17 protein-coding genes are annotated in these 14,798 nt (G+C 61.0%); 8 read left to right on the top strand and 9 right to left on the bottom strand.

The window, feature by feature from the left end:
• Positions 1 to 26: 26 nt before the first annotated feature.
• From trmD to ffh, 4 genes are all read right to left on the bottom strand, one after another.
• Complete coding sequence (gene trmD, locus ACA046_RS05880; protein WP_231988895.1) at positions 27 to 737, bottom strand: tRNA (guanosine(37)-N1)-methyltransferase TrmD; 711 nt, start codon at positions 735 to 737, stop codon at positions 27 to 29.
• Positions 738 to 780: 43 nt separating this feature from the next.
• On the bottom strand, positions 781 to 1,317 hold the full coding sequence (rimM, locus tag ACA046_RS05875) for a ribosome maturation factor RimM (RefSeq protein ID WP_049711676.1): 537 nt from the start codon (positions 1,315 to 1,317) through the stop codon (positions 781 to 783).
• Between the two features lie 5 nt (positions 1,318 to 1,322).
• Entirely contained in the window at positions 1,323 to 1,574 is a 252-nt protein-coding gene (rpsP, locus tag ACA046_RS05870; RefSeq protein WP_003209587.1) for a 30S ribosomal protein S16, read from the bottom strand.
• Positions 1,575 to 1,824: 250 nt separating this feature from the next.
• Positions 1,825 to 3,201 carry a signal recognition particle protein gene (gene ffh / locus ACA046_RS05865; protein WP_162438271.1) on the bottom strand — a complete coding sequence of 459 codons (1,377 nt, stop codon included), beginning with the start codon at positions 3,199 to 3,201 and terminating at the stop codon, positions 1,825 to 1,827.
• 219 nt (positions 3,202 to 3,420) lie between these two features.
• On the opposite strand from ffh, the gene ACA046_RS05860 reads away from it, so the two are divergent.
• The 3 genes from ACA046_RS05860 (at position 3,421) to ACA046_RS05850 (ending at position 7,017) form a co-directional block, all read left to right on the top strand.
• Positions 3,421 to 4,233 carry a cytochrome C assembly family protein gene (locus ACA046_RS05860; RefSeq protein ID WP_076017511.1) on the top strand — a complete coding sequence of 271 codons (813 nt, stop codon included), beginning with the start codon at positions 3,421 to 3,423 and terminating at the stop codon, positions 4,231 to 4,233.
• 12 nt (positions 4,234 to 4,245) lie between these two features.
• Positions 4,246 to 5,484, top strand: a complete 1,239-nt coding sequence (locus ACA046_RS05855; RefSeq protein WP_459026360.1) for a transporter associated domain-containing protein — start codon at positions 4,246 to 4,248, stop codon at positions 5,482 to 5,484.
• A 222-nt stretch (positions 5,485 to 5,706) separates the two neighbouring features.
• Positions 5,707 to 7,017 carry an MFS transporter gene (locus ACA046_RS05850; protein ID WP_063032967.1) on the top strand — a complete coding sequence of 437 codons (1,311 nt, stop codon included), beginning with the start codon at positions 5,707 to 5,709 and terminating at the stop codon, positions 7,015 to 7,017.
• A 94-nt stretch (positions 7,018 to 7,111) separates the two neighbouring features.
• Here ACA046_RS05850 and purT read toward each other — a convergent pair whose 3' ends face one another.
• From purT to ACA046_RS05825, 5 genes are all read right to left on the bottom strand, one after another.
• Positions 7,112 to 8,293, bottom strand: a complete 1,182-nt coding sequence (gene purT / locus ACA046_RS05845; RefSeq protein ID WP_076017513.1) for a formate-dependent phosphoribosylglycinamide formyltransferase — start codon at positions 8,291 to 8,293, stop codon at positions 7,112 to 7,114.
• 69 nt (positions 8,294 to 8,362) lie between these two features.
• Positions 8,363 to 8,830 (bottom strand): hypothetical protein, encoded by a 468-nt coding sequence (locus tag ACA046_RS05840; protein ID WP_003209599.1) that lies wholly within the window; start codon positions 8,828 to 8,830, stop codon positions 8,363 to 8,365.
• A gap of 204 nt (positions 8,831 to 9,034) precedes the next feature.
• Positions 9,035 to 9,250 carry a DUF1289 domain-containing protein gene (locus ACA046_RS05835; RefSeq protein ID WP_497676086.1) on the bottom strand — a complete coding sequence of 72 codons (216 nt, stop codon included), beginning with the start codon at positions 9,248 to 9,250 and terminating at the stop codon, positions 9,035 to 9,037.
• Positions 9,247 to 9,771 carry a gamma carbonic anhydrase family protein gene (locus tag ACA046_RS05830; RefSeq protein ID WP_003209603.1) on the bottom strand — a complete coding sequence of 175 codons (525 nt, stop codon included), beginning with the start codon at positions 9,769 to 9,771 and terminating at the stop codon, positions 9,247 to 9,249. The genes ACA046_RS05835 and ACA046_RS05830 overlap by 4 nt, the downstream gene beginning before the upstream one ends.
• A 39-nt stretch (positions 9,772 to 9,810) precedes the next feature.
• A complete protein-coding gene (locus tag ACA046_RS05825) occupies positions 9,811 to 10,413 on the bottom strand; it encodes a CoA pyrophosphatase (RefSeq protein ID WP_076017515.1) in 603 nt (200 codons plus the stop codon).
• A 146-nt stretch (positions 10,414 to 10,559) separates the two neighbouring features.
• On the opposite strand from ACA046_RS05825, the gene ACA046_RS05820 reads away from it, so the two are divergent.
• From ACA046_RS05820 to ACA046_RS05800, 5 genes are all read left to right on the top strand, one after another.
• Positions 10,560 to 11,108 (top strand): NUDIX hydrolase, encoded by a 549-nt coding sequence (locus ACA046_RS05820; RefSeq protein ID WP_459026354.1) that lies wholly within the window; start codon positions 10,560 to 10,562, stop codon positions 11,106 to 11,108.
• A gap of 42 nt (positions 11,109 to 11,150) precedes the next feature.
• Positions 11,151 to 11,654 carry a L,D-transpeptidase family protein gene (locus ACA046_RS05815; protein ID WP_010176835.1) on the top strand — a complete coding sequence of 168 codons (504 nt, stop codon included), beginning with the start codon at positions 11,151 to 11,153 and terminating at the stop codon, positions 11,652 to 11,654.
• A 263-nt stretch (positions 11,655 to 11,917) separates the two neighbouring features.
• The gene (locus ACA046_RS05810; protein WP_003209609.1) at positions 11,918 to 12,676 is read left to right on the top strand and encodes a GntR family transcriptional regulator; all 759 of its coding nucleotides are present in this window, start codon (positions 11,918 to 11,920) and stop codon (positions 12,674 to 12,676) included.
• Positions 12,677 to 12,686: 10 nt separating this feature from the next.
• Positions 12,687 to 13,793, top strand: coding sequence for an N-acetylglucosamine-6-phosphate deacetylase (gene nagA / locus ACA046_RS05805; RefSeq protein WP_497676085.1), 1,107 nt, complete (start codon positions 12,687 to 12,689; stop codon positions 13,791 to 13,793).
• Positions 13,774 to 14,796, top strand: coding sequence for an SIS domain-containing protein (locus ACA046_RS05800; RefSeq protein WP_143503711.1), 1,023 nt, complete (start codon positions 13,774 to 13,776; stop codon positions 14,794 to 14,796). The genes nagA and ACA046_RS05800 overlap by 20 nt, the downstream gene beginning before the upstream one ends.
• The last annotated feature ends 2 nt before the right edge of the window (positions 14,797 to 14,798 follow it).

The following is a 14,798-nucleotide window of genomic DNA, read 5'->3' as shown; positions in this document are numbered from 1 at the left end:
TCGTCGGACCTACCATCGATACGTTGTTAACTATCGTCCCGCCCGAGGATGTATTCCTCGAGCAGCTTCTTCTCTTCTCCAGAAAGCGAGCGGCTTTCCAGAAGATCGGCGCGTCGTTCATAGGTCCGCCCGAGGGACTGCTGTAAACGCCAACGCCGGATGTGTGCGTGATTGCCACTTAGCAATACGTCGGGAACACGCTGATCCGCATACACCTCCGGTCGGGTGTAGTGCGGGCAATCCAGCAAACCATCCGTGAAGGAATCTTCCTCCGCGGAGTCCGCATGCCCTAAAGCTCCAGGCAGCAGTCGTGTAACCGCATCTATCAGGACCATCGCCGGCAGCTCGCCGCCAGACAGGACATAGTCCCCAATCGACCACTCTTCATCGACATGAGCTTCAATAAACCGCTCGTCAATGCCTTCATAGCGACCGGCAATCAGGATTAATGCTTCCAGATTCGCCAACTCGCGTACCGCCGACTGATTCAGCTGACGGCCTTGAGGGGACAGGTAAATTACCTTCGCCTTCTCCCCGGCGGCTGCCTTGGCCTGAACCAACGCATCTTCCAGGGGCTTGATCTTCATCACCATGCCCGGGCCACCGCCAAATGGGCGATCGTCCACAGTGTGATGTCGATCCGTCGTGTAGTCTCGCGGGTTCCAACAGGTGAGCTGCAAGAGCCCCTGTTTCACCGCCCGACTGGTGATGCCGTACTCGCTGATGGCGGAAAACATCTCGGGAAACAAACTGATCACTTCAACGCGCAGGTTAGCCACGTTAGAAGTCCGCGTCCCATTCCACCTTCATCTCGCCCGCTGCCAGGTCGATGGCCAACACGCATTGCTCTGTATAGGGCAACAGGCGCTCACGATCATCCAGGCTGCCAGCGCAAGGCTTGACCACCATTACATCATTGGCGCCGGTTTCCAGAAGATGATCGATTTTCCCGAACAATTGCCCGAGTTGATCAATTACCTTCAGACCTTCCAGCTGGTACCAGTAGTACTCGCCGTCGGTCAATTCAGGGAACAGGTTGCGCGGCACGCAGATCTCATAACCGGCCAGAAGACGAGCTTCTTCACGATCATCAAGACCCTTGAGCTTTGCGACCAGGAACTTGTCGCTCCCGCGTCCACTGACCAGCTCTACCTGTTTCACACTACCTTCGCGCTTGAGCGTCCAGGTCTTGTACTGCAACAGGTTTTCAGTCGGATCAGTAAAGGAATACACCTTCACTTCGCCGCGAACGCCATGAACAGAGTAAATCTTGCCGATAACGATCAAATCATCAGCAACCGCTGGCGTCGCGTTCATATTGCTCAGGCCGCAGCCTTAGATGCATCCTTCAACAACTGAGCAACGCGCTCAGAAGGTTGTGCACCAACGCTCAGCCAGTAGGCTACGCGCTCTTGGTTCACGGACAGACGGACTTCTTGACCACGAGCGATCGGGTTGAAGAAGCCAACTTGTTCCTTGTGAGAGCCGTCACGTGGGTTGCGGCTGTCAGTTACGGTCAAGTGGTAAAACGGGCGCTTTTTGGAGCCGCCAAGGGCAAGACGGATTGTTAGCATGTGAACATCGTTCCTGTAGTCGGTGCTGCAAATCTAAATGCACAGCGGGCATAGGTGCCCGAAAGGCCGCATATTCTAAGGAATATCCGGACTTTTGCAAATGTCTTTTTCTGGCGCCTATCAGCGTGCCATTCAGATCTGCTATAGAGCCGTCGGTTAAAACGGCAAGTCAGCTCCCGCCAACGGCGGGTTTGCTGGAGATCCCACATCCCTGTGGGTCGGAGCAAAAGCAGGCTTTTGCTCGAATTCTTTACATCTTTGGCATGCCGCCGCCGGGCAACATACCGCCCATGCCGCGCATCATTTTGGCCATTCCGCCTTTTGCAGAGAATTTCTTCATCATCTTCTGCATCTGCTTGTGCTGCTTGATCAAGCGACCGATGTCCTGCACCTGGGTGCCGGAACCCATGGCGATCCGACGCTTGCGCGAACCGCTGATCAGCTCAGGGTCGCGGCGCTCGGCCGGGGTCATGGAATTGATGATGGCTTCCATCTGCTTGAATTGCTTCTCTGCCGCGCCCTGGGCATTGCCCATTTGCGCCAGGTTCACGCCGCCGATGTTCGGCAGCTTGTCCATCAGGCCGCCGAGGCCGCCCATGTTCTTCATCTGTTGCAGCTGGTCGCGGAAGTCTTCGAGGTCGAAGCCCTTGCCCTTCTTCAGCTTTTTAGCCAGCTTGTCGGCTTTGTCCTTGTCGAGGGTCGCTTCCGCTTGCTCGATCAGGCTGAGCACATCGCCCATGCCGAGGATACGCGAGGCGATCCGCTCAGGGTGGAACGGCTCGAGCGCATCGCTCTTCTCGCCCATACCGATGAACTTGATCGGCTTGCCGGTAATCGCACGCACCGACAAGGCGGCACCGCCACGGGCGTCGCCGTCGACCTTGGTCAGGATCACACCGGTCAGCGGCAGCGCGTCACCAAAGGCCTTGGCGGTGTTGGCCGCATCCTGGCCGGTCATGGCGTCGACCACGAACAGGGTCTCTACCGGGTTGATCGCGGCATGCAGCGCCTTGATCTCGCCCATCATCTCTTCATCGATGTGCAGGCGACCGGCTGTATCGACGATGACCACGTCGATGAATTTCAGCTTGGCTTCTTTAATAGCAGCCTGGGCAATATCGACCGGCTTCTGGCTCAGGTCGGACGGGAAGAAGGTCACACCGACTTCGCCCGCGAGCATTTCCAGCTGTTTGATCGCGGCCGGACGGTAAACGTCCGCAGACACCACCATCACCGACTTCTTCTTGCGCTCTTTAAGGAAGCGCGCCAGTTTGCCGGCCGTGGTGGTTTTACCCGCACCTTGCAGGCCAGCCATCAGCACAACGGCTGGCGGCACGGCGCTGAGGTTCAAATCTTCGTTGGCCGCGCCCATCAGGCTTTCGAGTTCGGCCTGGACGATCTTCACAAACGCCTGGCCCGGGGTCAGGCTGCGGGACACTTCGGTGCCGACCGCGCGCTCTTTGACCGAGTTGACGAAGTCCTTCACCACCGGCAAGGCGACGTCGGCTTCCAGCAACGCCATGCGCACTTCACGCAGGGTGTCTTTAATATTGTCCTCGGTCAGCTTGGCCTTGCCGGTGACATGGCGCAGCGTCTGCGAGAGACGGTCAGTCAGATTTTCAAACATGCGCGATCCTTTCAGGCCCTATGTTAGACCGAGGTAATGGCGGCCCAGGCTGTGGTAAATCGCTATTAAAAACAGCGCTCGGCGAGCCTGCGGCGTGGGCAGGTCGCGGATTATAGCGAAGACTGCCGCCATGCACACCCGCTGTCTGGCCTGAGAGTCTTTCGTGTTACGCAGGTGTATGCCAAACTCAGCGCCTTTCGGGCCTGCTTAACAGGATTTATGCTCCCTTTGTCACCCAGTTTGCTACCCAGCCTCGCCGCCGCCATCTTGTATGCCGCTGCGACCCTCTATCAGGGCACTCGTCTGGCCCAAGGCGCCAAGGCCGACAAACGCCTGTTGGTAGGCCTTGGCGTGATCGCCCTGCTGGCCCACGCAGCCAGCCTGTTCACGCATTTGATGACGCCGGTCGGCCTGGGCCTGGATTTTTTCAGCGCCGCCAGTCTGATTGCCGCCGCGGTGATCGCGCTGACCCTCATGGCCTGCTACCGGATCCCGGTGGAGAACCTGCTGGTGCTGCTGTTCCCGCTCGGGATGCTGACGGTGCTGCTGGCGCAATTCACGCCGACCGGCACCGTGCAGGTTATTGATGAAGAGCCGGGCATCCTCGCCCACATCCTGCTGTCGATCCTCGCCTACGGCATGTTCACCATCGCGGTGTTCCAGGCCTTGCTGCTGCTGTTGCAAGACCACCAGCTCAAGCACAAGCACCCGTCCGGGCTGATCAAGAACTTCCCGCCGTTGCAAACCATGGAAAGCCTGCTGTTCGGCTTCCTCTGGGCCGGCTGGACGCTGCTGTCGCTGTCGCTGATCTCCGGCTGGCTGTTCGTCGAGAACCTGTTCGCCCAGCACCTGGTGCACAAGACCCTGCTGGCGTGCCTGGCCTGGGTGGTGTTCAGCGTGCTGCTGTGGGGCCGCAACCGCCTCGGCTGGCGCGGGCACAAGGCGATCCGCTGGACCCTGGCCGGTTTCTGCCTGCTGATGCTGGCCTATTTCGGCAGCAAGCTGGTTCGCGAATACATCCTGCATATCTGACGGGCAGCCGACATGGACAACTTGCCCTTAGGGCCGATGCTTGCCGTAGTAGCCTTGCTGGTTTTATGGTCGGCGCTGTTTACCGCCATCGAAGCCGCCCAGCAACATTTGCTGGCACTGCGCCCTGGCACCCGCCAGGGTGACAAAGCCGCCGCCCGCCTGAATTTCCCGCGCAACAGCCTGATCCTCTGCAACACCCTGTGCCGCGCCGTGGTGGTGATTCTCTGCACACTGCTGGCGATCTACGCCTGGGCGGAAAACGGCCCGTGGCTCGGCTGGGTGATCTCCAGTGCGGTCCTGCTGGTGCTGGCCGACTATCTGCCCCGTGCTCTGGCTACTCGCCACCCACAAACCATCCTCGGCTTCGGCAATACGTTGTTGGGCGTGCCGCTGAAAATCCTTTCCCCGCTGGCCTGGCTGCTCAACGGAATCAGCCTGTTGCTGCTGCGCCCGTTCGCCCGCAAGCCTGGTGTGGTCAAGAAAAGCGACGAGCCGCAGCCGGATCAGGACGACGAGCCGGAAGCCGAAATCCCCAACACCCGCGCACCGGGCATGCCAGGCATCCATGCCCTGGACAACATCACCGTGAACGACATTTTGGTGCCCCGCAGCGAAGTGGACGGCATCAACCTGGATGACTCGGTAGAGGAAATCATCGAGCAGCTACGGGTTTCCACGCGTACCCGGCTGCCGGTGTTCCACAGCGACATCAACCAGGTCGAAGCGGTGCTCAACACCCGGCAGATCCGCCACCTGCTGCCGGACGCCAGCCTGACCAAGGAAGCGCTGCTGGCCGCCTGTCACGAGCCCTACTTCGTCCCGGAAAGCACGCCACTGCAACTGCAACTGCTGAACTTCCACAAGCAGCAGCGCCGTCTGGGCATGGTGGTGGATGAATACGGCGAAGTGCTGGGCATCGTGACCCTGGAAGACATTCTTGAAGAAATCGTCGGTGAGTTCGAAAGCGAGCAGCACCTCGACAACCCGCACATCCAGCCCCAACTGGATGGCCGCTACGTGATCGACGGCGCCGCCTCGATTCGTGACCTGAACAAAACCCTCGGCTGGCACCTGCCCAGCGACGGCCCCAAGACCCTCAACGGCCTGGTGACCGAAGCGCTGGAGACCATCCCGGATTGCGCCGTGTGCCTGAAAATCGGCCGCTATCGCCTGGAAATCCTCGAGACCGAGGACAACCGCGTCGCCAAGGTGCTGATCTGGCACACCAGCACCGTGCCGGTCGCCGCTTAAGGCCCTTGTTGGATCCGTAAACCCCTTCCTATAATCGGGGCGGCTTACCCAAGCCCCGCCCGACCGCGTGCTACCCGCACTAAGCGCGTCCAGGCATCGTTTTACCTTGTCTGACCGGTGTTTGCTCCCATCCCGAGCCGCCCCGCGCACAACCCTGATCCATGGGTGTTCGACCAATAATAATCCGCGTCCAAACGCGCAATGACCGTCAGGGATACCTCAATGAGCACCACCTATAACGAGACGGCGACCGCCGCCCCGACCAACTCGACGGCCCGGGTCGCCACCGCGAGCATCATCGGCACCGCCATCGAGTTCTACGACTTCTATATCTACGCAACTGCCGCCGCGCTGGTGATCGGCCCGGTGTTCTTCCCGCAAACCTCCGGCACGGCGCAGATGCTCGCCTCATTCCTGACCTTCGGTATCGCGTTTATCGCGCGGCCGTTGGGTTCGGCGCTGTTCGGCCACTTTGGTGACCGGATTGGCCGTAAATCGACGTTGGTGGCGTCCCTGCTGCTGATGGGCGTGTGCACCACGCTGATTGGCTTGCTGCCCGGTTATGACAGCATCGGCGCCTGGGCACCGATCCTGCTTTGCGTGCTGCGTTTTGGCCAAGGCCTCGGGCTTGGCGGCGAATGGGGTGGCGCGGCGTTGCTGGCCACCGAGAACGCACCGAAGGGCAAACGCGCCTGGTTCGGCATGTTTCCGCAACTGGGCCCGTCGATTGGCTTTTTGGCGGCCAACGGGCTGTTCCTGATCCTCGCCATGAACCTGAGCGACGAGCAGTTCCGCAGCTGGGGCTGGCGCATTCCGTTCATCCTCAGCGCAGCGCTGGTGATGGTCGGTCTTTATGCGCGGCTCAAACTGCACGAAACGCCGGTGTTCGCGAATGCCGTAGCCAAAGAAGCTCCGGTGAAAGTGCCGCTGGTGGAGCTGTTCAGCCAGCATTGGCTGCCGGTGCTGCTGGGCGCGGCGTCGATGGTGGTGTGTTATGCGCTGTTCTATATCACCACCGCGTTTTCCTTGAGCTACGGTGTGTCCACGCTGGGCTACAGCCGTGAGACGTTCCTCGGGCTGCTGTGCTTCGCCGTGCTGTTCATGGGTGCGGCGACGCCGTTGGCGGCGTGGGCAAGCGACCGTTACGGGCGCAAGCCGGTGCTGATTGTGGGGGCGATTCTGACCATCCTCTCCGGCTTCACCATGGAACCATTGCTGACCCACGGTTCAACCTGGGCCGTGGCATTGTTCCTGGCGCTGGAGCTGTTCCTGATGGGCGTGACCTTTGCCCCGATGGGCGCGATGTTGCCGGAACTGTTCCCGACCCGCGTGCGTTATACCGGTGCTTCGGCGGCGTATAACCTGGGTGGGATCGTGGGCGCGTCGGCGGCCCCGTTCTTCGCGACCAAGCTGGTGGCGATGGGCGGTTTGAGTTATGTCGGCGGGTATGTGTCGGCGGCAGCGGTGATCAGCTTGATTGCTGTGCTGTGCCTGAAAGAGACGCGCAATAACGATCTGAACAAGGTCGCCTGATAAACCGCCTTCGGGAGCAAGCCCCCTCCCACATTTTGATTTGCGAATACATTCAAATGTGGGAGCGGGCTTGCTCGCGAAGGGCGCGACTCGGTTACAGCTCTACAACAACCGCCTTCGAAGCACGGGTGGCTTTAGCCCGGGCAGCCTCAATCGACTCATCCCGCGCCAGCGCAACGCCCATACGACGCTGACCGTTCACTTCCGGCTTGCCGAACAAACGCAACGCCGTATCCGGCTCGCTTAAGGCTGCACCCAGGTTGGCAAACGCCGTCTGGGTCGACTTGCCTTCTACCAGGATCACCGCCGAAGCCGAAGGCCCGAACTGACGGATCAACGGGATCGGCAGGCCGAGAATTGCCCGCGCATGCAGGGCAAACTGCGACAAGTCCTGGGAAATCAGCGTCACCAAACCAGTGTCGTGGGGACGCGGCGATACTTCGCTGAACCACACCTGATCGCCCTTGATGAACAGCTCGACACCAAACAGACCACGACCGCCCAGGGCCTCGGTCACTGCCTTGGCAACGCGCTCGGACTCTGCCAGCGCAATCGGGCTCATGGCCTGTGGCTGCCAGGATTCCTGGTAGTCGCCCTTCTCCTGACGGTGACCGACAGGCGCGCAGAACGTGGTGCCGCCGATGTGGCGCACGGTCAGCAGGGTGATTTCGTAGTCGAAGTCGATAAAGCCTTCGATGATCACCCGGCCCTTGCCGGCACGCCCGCCTTCCTGGGCGTAATCCCAGGCTTTCTGCACGTCATCGGCACTGCGCAACAGGCTCTGGCCCTTGCCCGACGAACTCATCACCGGCTTTACCACGCACGGGAAGCCCAGGTCGGTGACGGCCTTGCTGTAGTCCTCGAAGGTGTCGGCGAAGTGGTACGGAGAGGTCGGCAGGTCCAGCTCTTCAGCGGCCAGGCGACGGATGCCCTCGCGGTTCATGGTCAGCAACGTGGCGCGGGCGGTCGGGATCACGGTGAAGCCTTCGGCTTCCAGCTCAACCAGGGTGGCGGTGGCGATCGCTTCGATTTCCGGCACGATGAAGTGCGGCTTTTCGGCTTCGATCACGGCACGCAGGGCGGCGCCATCGAGCATGTTGATCACATGGCTACGGTGGGCAACCTGCATGGCCGGTGCGTTGGCGTAACGATCCACGGCAATCACTTCAACGCCCAGGCGTTGCAGTTCGATTACCACTTCCTTGCCCAGCTCACCGCAGCCACACAGCATTACGCGGGTCGCGGTTGGCGACAATGGAGTTCCGATTCGGGTCATCTCAGGTCCTCAGGGGAGCGGATCATGTGGAGAAAGGCCGGCATTTTACATGAACTGTAAAGATTGGCTTCAGTTGGCGACGCGCTGCCGGCGCAAACGCCAGGCCATGGCCAGCCACACCACGGTAACGCCGGCGAACTTCGAGACCAGGGCAGTACCGGCTACGGCAGGCGTGAGCGCGCCGATCAGGCCGAAAAAGATGAAGGTGTCGAGGGGGATGCTCAGCGCCGAACTTATCCACAGGCGGTCGTGGAGTGGGCGCTTGGTGATGCTGAACACCAGCCAGTCGATGCACTCGGACACCGCGAACGCCGTGGCGCTGGCCAGGGCGATGGACGGATCGGAGGTGATATAGGACAGCACCAGCGCCGCCAGCATGGCGATGATCGCGCCGTGACCGAAGCGGGTTTGCACCATGTCCCGCAGGACAAATACCAAACCGCCCCAGGCAGACCAGATGACATCCAGGTGCGGGGCGGTGGAAAAGGCGAAATTGATCAGCACGACGCTGCTGATGTAGGCAATCAGGAAGAACATGGGGCGAGGGACCTGTGAACAATGGGCACAGGGTACTTCACAACCCATCAATGTGGCGAGGGAGCTTGCTCCCGCTGGGGCGCGAAGCGGCCCTGAAATGGGCGATAGCGGTGTATCTGAAGTAATGCAGTCGTCTGATTTGGGGCTGCTTCGCAGCCCAGCGGGAGCAAGCTCCCTCGCCACATAAGAGCAGCCCTCTAGCGATCAGCCGCCGGACTTCCCGGGAATCATCCACACCAGCCCGCTCGCCTTCGCCCGCTCATGGCACAACCCCAGCACCACCCGGCGCTCGGCGCTGTCCATGCGACTCCACCGGGTGATTTCATCCACCGTGCGCTGGCAGCCAGTGCAGATATCATCGTCATCCAGCGCACAAATGCTCACGCAAGGCGACGCTACCGGCCGTTCAGATACGGTCATTCTTCCTGCTCAACCAGATCACGGGCATAACGCTGGGAGTTATGCACATAGTGCGCAGCGCTGGCTTCAAGCATCTTCTTCTGCACGTCGGTCAGTTCCCGCACCACTTTGCCCGGCGAGCCCATTACCAGCGAACCATCGGGAATTTCCTTGCCCTCACCGATCAGCGAATTGGCGCCGATGATGCAGTGCTTGCCGATCTTCGCGCCGTTAAGAATCACCGCGTTGATGCCGATCAGGCTGTAATCGTCCACCGTGCAGCCATGCAACATGGCGTTATGGCCGATGGTCACGCCGGTGCCGAGGGTCAGCGGGTAACCCATGTCGGTGTGCATCACGCTGCCGTCCTGCACGTTGCTGTTCTTGCCGATCAGGATCAGCTCGTTGTCGCCGCGCAACACCGCGTTGAACCAGACGTTGGCGCCCTCCTCCAGCTTGACCTTGCCCACCAGCGTGGCATTGGGGGCCACCCAGCTGTTGGGATGGGTTTCGACTCGGGCGTCGCCCAGGCGGTATTTCATAGGTGGATCCTCACGGCAGGAACGATGGCCATCTGGCTCTTAGGTATTGATGAAACTTTTCGGCGGCCGATGCAGGCTGATGTCGGCATCGTCATAGAGCAGATTGATCAGCTCGACAATCATGATCGCCGTCAGGCCCCAGATCTTGTATTCGCCAAACCGATAACTGGGCACATACCAACTGCGGCCCTGGTAATCGATACGGTGGGTGTGTTCGCGGGGATCCTGGCGAAAAAACTCCAGGGGCACGCTGAAGACAGCGGCGATCTCGGCGTCATTGGCCAGGTATTCAACGTAATCAGGGATAACGCCTACATAAGGCGTGACACGAATACCGTGTAGGGAAATCAGCGGGCTCAGCGGACCAATCACTTCAACCAACCCCGGCGGCAGGCCGATTTCTTCTTCGGCTTCGCGCAGCGCGGTGAATATAAGGTCGGGATCTTCAGGGTCGCGGCGCCCGCCAGGGAACGCCACTTCACCGCCATGGGTGGATAACCCGCTGGCGCGCAAGGTCAGGATCAGCTCGGGTTCGTCACTGCGGGTGATCGGCACCAGTACCGCCGCTTCCGGGAACCGACCGTCGGTCTCCAGCGTGCGTGGCGTATGATTGCTTACCCGGCGAAGTAGCTCGTCCAGCATGAGTCATCTCGGTCTGTTGGCTACCTTGCATCATGCACCAAACCTTGCGCACGCCCAACCCCAAAACCCTGGCCATGTCGCTAAACGACAACTTGCAGGCCATACCCGGTCACGCCAAGATAGGCGCACTCTCCAGGAACCCCAGCATGAACTTCTGTAGCCAGTGCGGTAAACCAGTCACCCAGCGCATTCCCGAAGGCGACGCACGCCTGCGTTATGTCTGCGATCACTGTCAGACCATTCACTACCAGAACCCCAATATCGTCGCCGGCACGGTGCCGGTGTGGGGCGAGCAGGTGCTGCTGTGCCGCCGCGCCATCGAGCCGCGCCTGGGTTTCTGGACCTTGCCTGCAGGCTTTATGGAGAACGGCGAGACCGTCGAACAGGCCGCCATGCGCGAAACCATGGAAGAAGCCTGCGCCCGGGTGCGTAACCTGAGCATCTATACCTTGATCGACGTGCCGCACATCAGCCAGGTGCACATTTTCTACCGCGCCGAACTGATCAACCTGGATTTTGCCGCAGGCCCCGAAAGCCTTGAAGTGCGCTTATTCGATGAAGCCGACATCCCTTGGTCCGAGCTGGCTTTCCGCACGGTCGGGCGTACCTTAGAATGCTTTTTTGCTGACCGCCGGCAACAGTCGTATCCGGTGCGCAGCGAGTCCGTGCCGCCACTGACCCAGTTGGCCAAATAACAATCCAGGTGGCACGTAGGCTTTTCAGGGGATACCGTTTTAATGCGTTGGTTGCTTGCTCTGATCTGCCTGTCGTTTGCCACGCTGTCGCCAGCCTCCACCCAATTGATCCTGGGCGGCAAACCGGTCGAGAAAATCCTGGTGCTCAAGTCCGCCCATCAGTTGCAACTGATCAACGACGGCAAGCCCCTCAAGACCTATCGCATCTCCCTGGGTAAAAACCCCAAGGGCACCAAGCTGATGGAAGGCGACCGCCGAACCCCGGAGGGCTTCTACTGGATCGACTGGCGCAAGACCAGCGACCGCTTCAACCTGGCCATGCACATCTCCTACCCCAATATCAGCGACTCCGCCCGCGCCCGCCGCGAAGGGGTCAAGCCCGGCAGCATGATCATGATCCACGGCACCCCCGACGCCGAGGACTACCCCGAAGAGCTGTTCCACACCCTGGACTGGACCGACGGCTGCATCGGCATGCGCAATGTCGACATGCGCGAAGTCTGGAACCTGGTGAAAGACGGCACGATGATCGAGATTCGTCCGTAATTTCCCGCCGCTCGTAAAATAATTCAAAAAAAATTCCTGCCCCGCGCAGCGCTTACCGGTGAATACCAGTTCACCCCGGCAAGCTGCGCGCTTCTGCCCGACAGAAAGACCTCTCTAATACCACTTGGATTGGCGCACTATTAAGGCGCCCGTAAACGCTCGCCTGCACCGTTTTCGCTGCATTGACATGGTATTTAAGTGGTATTAGCTTGCGATCACTACCGGGCGACAACACTCCAATAACCGCATCGGAAACCGACACGATGAACCCCATCCTGGCCCTGCGCCCCGACGATAAACAATCGACGCCGCTGTACCTGCAACTGGCCCGTAACCTCGAAGCCGCGATTCATGCTGGCCAATGGAAATCCGAGCAGGCATTGCCGTCGGAACGCGCCCTCAGCGAGCAACTGAGCATTTCCCGGGTAACCGCCCGTAAAGCGCTGGAAGTACTCTTCGAACAAGGCCTGATCCGTCGCAGCCAAGGCTCCGGAACCTTCATCACACCTCGCTTGGAACAGCCGCTGTCGCGCCTCTCGGGCTTCAGCGAAATGCTCCGGCTCAAGGGGTTTGTGCCGACTTCCCAGTGGCTGGAGCGCGACATCACCCCGCCGACCCATGAAGAGCTGATCCGCCTGGGCCTGTCGCCGAGCGACAAGGTCGCGCGGCTCAAGCGTTTGCGTAAGGCCGACGACACGGTGATGGCGATTGAAATGACCGCCATGCCCGCCTCCGTCCTCCCCCACCCGCAGGCCATCGGCAACTCGCTGTACGAATACCTGGAAAGCATCGGCAAGCCCATCGTGCGCGCCCTGCAACACATCCAGGCAATCAACGCGTCGGACGAGTTTGCAGCCCTGGTGGGCATCGCCCCCGGCACCGCCATGCTGCTGATGACCCGGGTGGGCTACACCGCCGACAACACCCCGATTGAAATCACCGACACCTATTGCCGCAACGACTACTACGACTTCGTCGCAGAACTGCGCCGCCACGACTATTCCGCTGAACTGCGAATTTAGAGAACTGCCCATGTCCGAAGACAACATTCTTACGCCCAACGGCTGGATTCGCGGCCGCCTGGTGCACCAGCACGGCAAGGTCACTGCCGTTGAAGGCCGCCCGTGCGACCCGGCTGACAACGACCTGCCGTATTTGCTGCCAGGTTTTATCGACCTGCACGTGCACGGCGGTGGCGGCAAAGACATCATGGAAGGCACCGACGCCTTCCACACCATCACTCGCACCCACGTGCGGTTTGGCACCACCTCGCTGCTGGCCACCACCATGACCGCACCGGTGGACGAAATCACCCGTGTGCTCGGCGAGATCGGCACCTATTGCGAAAGCCGTCCGACCGGCACCGCCCGTGTGCTCGGCGTGCACCTGGAAGGCCCCTACATCAATCCGGGAAAACTCGGCGCACAACCGAACTTCGCTCACACCGCCTTGATGGCCGAAGTCGAAGAATACCTGCGCCTGGCGCCGATCCGGGTGATCACCATTGCCCCGGAAATCGCCGGCCATGACGGACTGATCCGCGCCCTCAGCGAACGTGGCGTGCGCATGCAGATCGGTCACACCCTGGGCAGCTACGAAGAAGGCGTCGCCGCCCTCGCCGCCGGCGCCACCAGCTTTACCCATTTGTACAACGCTATGAGCCCGCTGCATCACCGCGAGCCCGGCATCGTCGGCGCGGCCCTGGCCCACGCCAAATACGCCGAACTGATTCCCGACTTGCTGCACGTGCACCCCGGCGCCATGCGCGTGGCCCTGCGTTCGATCCCGTGCCTGTACTGCGTCACCGATTCCACCGCCGCCGCCGGCATGCCCGACGGTGAATACAAGCTGGGCAGCCACACCGTGACCAAATGCCTGGGCGGCGTACGCCTGGCCGATGGAACGCTGGCCGGCAGCACCCTGACCATGGACCAGGCGCTGCGCAACCTGGTGAAGATCGGCCTGCCGATCAGCGAAGCCTCACAACGCCTGTCGCAATTTCCTGCGGACTACCTGGGCCTGGAAGAACGCGGTCGCCTGCAACCCGGCAGCTTTGCCGACTGCGTGCGCCTGGACCGATCCCTGAACCTCACCGACGTAATGGTCGAAGGAGAAACCATTGACTTCAAAAATGCTTGAAGAGGCCCTGGCCTCCTGCGAGGCCGTCGAGGCTCAACTGCAACGCCTGGACCCATTGCTGGAGGAAGTCGCCGGCCGCCTGCGTCGCCAACCGCCGCAAGTGGCGATGACCATCGCCCGTGGCAGTTCGGACCATGCCGCCAGTTACTTCGCCTACCTGACCATGCAACACCTGGGGATTCCGGTGGCGTCGTTGCCGATGTCGGTGGTGACCATGCTGCAATCGCCGCTCAAGGTCAGCGGGCAAGTGGCGTTCGGTTTCTCCCAGTCGGGGCAAAGCCCGGACCTGGTCAACAGCCTGCGCCTGCTGCGCAAGCGCGGCGCCTTGAGCATCTCGATGGTCAACGCCGAAGACTCACCGCTGGAAGCCGCCTGCGAATTCCACGTACCGCTGTGCGCCGGCCCGGAACGCAGTGTCGCCGCTACCAAAAGCTTTATCGCCACCCTGAGTGCCAGCGCCCAACTGATCGGCCACTGGAATCAGGAAGCCGAGTTGCTGCAAGCCTGCCAGGCCTTGCCCGACGGTTTGCGTGAAGCCGCCAAGCAAGACTGGAGCGTGGCCATCGAAGCCCTGCGCGGCTGCCAGCAACTGATGGTGATCGGCCGTGGCGCCGGTTTTGCCATTGCCCAGGAAGCCGCGCTCAAGCTCAAGGAAACCTCGGCGATCCAGGCCGAAGCGTTCAGCAGCGCCGAAGTGCGCCATGGCCCGATGGCCCTGATCGATGCCAACTACCCGCTGCTGGTCTTCGCCCCCCGTGGTGCCGAACAAGCCGGCCTGCTGAGCCTCGCCGCCGACATGCGCCAGCGTGGTGCCCGCGTGTTGCTGGCCGCCCCCGACGACATCGCCGAACGCGACCTGACCCTGAGCCGCGCCGAACACCCGGCCCTGGACCCGATCCTGGCGATCCAGAGTTTCTACGTGATGGCTGCCGGTTTGGCAGAGGCCCGGGGCATGGACCCGGACCAACCGCGTCACTTGAGCAAAGTGACCCGCACCCACTGAGT

This window comes from Pseudomonas sp. LBUM1641, assembly GCF_059716235.1.
This window is presented reverse-complemented; position numbering and strand designations above follow the sequence as displayed.

Coding starts and splice junctions, on each gene's coding strand:
- trmD (WP_231988895.1), bottom strand. CDS start 737: ATGTTTTCCGCCATCAGCGAGTACGGCATCACCAGTCGGGCGGTGAAA.
- rimM (WP_049711676.1), bottom strand. CDS start 1,317: ATGAACGCGACGCCAGCGGTTGCTGATGATTTGATCGTTATCGGCAAG.
- rpsP (WP_003209587.1), bottom strand. CDS start 1,574: ATGCTAACAATCCGTCTTGCCCTTGGCGGCTCCAAAAAGCGCCCGTTT.
- ffh (WP_162438271.1), bottom strand. CDS start 3,201: ATGTTTGAAAATCTGACTGACCGTCTCTCGCAGACGCTGCGCCATGTC.
- ACA046_RS05860 (WP_076017511.1), top strand. CDS start 3,421: ATGCTCCCTTTGTCACCCAGTTTGCTACCCAGCCTCGCCGCCGCCATC.
- ACA046_RS05855 (WP_459026360.1), top strand. CDS start 4,246: ATGGACAACTTGCCCTTAGGGCCGATGCTTGCCGTAGTAGCCTTGCTG.
- ACA046_RS05850 (WP_063032967.1), top strand. CDS start 5,707: ATGAGCACCACCTATAACGAGACGGCGACCGCCGCCCCGACCAACTCG.
- purT (WP_076017513.1), bottom strand. CDS start 8,293: ATGACCCGAATCGGAACTCCATTGTCGCCAACCGCGACCCGCGTAATG.
- ACA046_RS05840 (WP_003209599.1), bottom strand. CDS start 8,830: ATGTTCTTCCTGATTGCCTACATCAGCAGCGTCGTGCTGATCAATTTC.
- ACA046_RS05835 (WP_497676086.1), bottom strand. CDS start 9,250: ATGACCGTATCTGAACGGCCGGTAGCGTCGCCTTGCGTGAGCATTTGT.
- ACA046_RS05830 (WP_003209603.1), bottom strand. CDS start 9,771: ATGAAATACCGCCTGGGCGACGCCCGAGTCGAAACCCATCCCAACAGC.
- ACA046_RS05825 (WP_076017515.1), bottom strand. CDS start 10,413: ATGCTGGACGAGCTACTTCGCCGGGTAAGCAATCATACGCCACGCACG.
- ACA046_RS05820 (WP_459026354.1), top strand. CDS start 10,560: ATGAACTTCTGTAGCCAGTGCGGTAAACCAGTCACCCAGCGCATTCCC.
- ACA046_RS05815 (WP_010176835.1), top strand. CDS start 11,151: ATGCGTTGGTTGCTTGCTCTGATCTGCCTGTCGTTTGCCACGCTGTCG.
- ACA046_RS05810 (WP_003209609.1), top strand. CDS start 11,918: ATGAACCCCATCCTGGCCCTGCGCCCCGACGATAAACAATCGACGCCG.
- nagA (WP_497676085.1), top strand. CDS start 12,687: ATGTCCGAAGACAACATTCTTACGCCCAACGGCTGGATTCGCGGCCGC.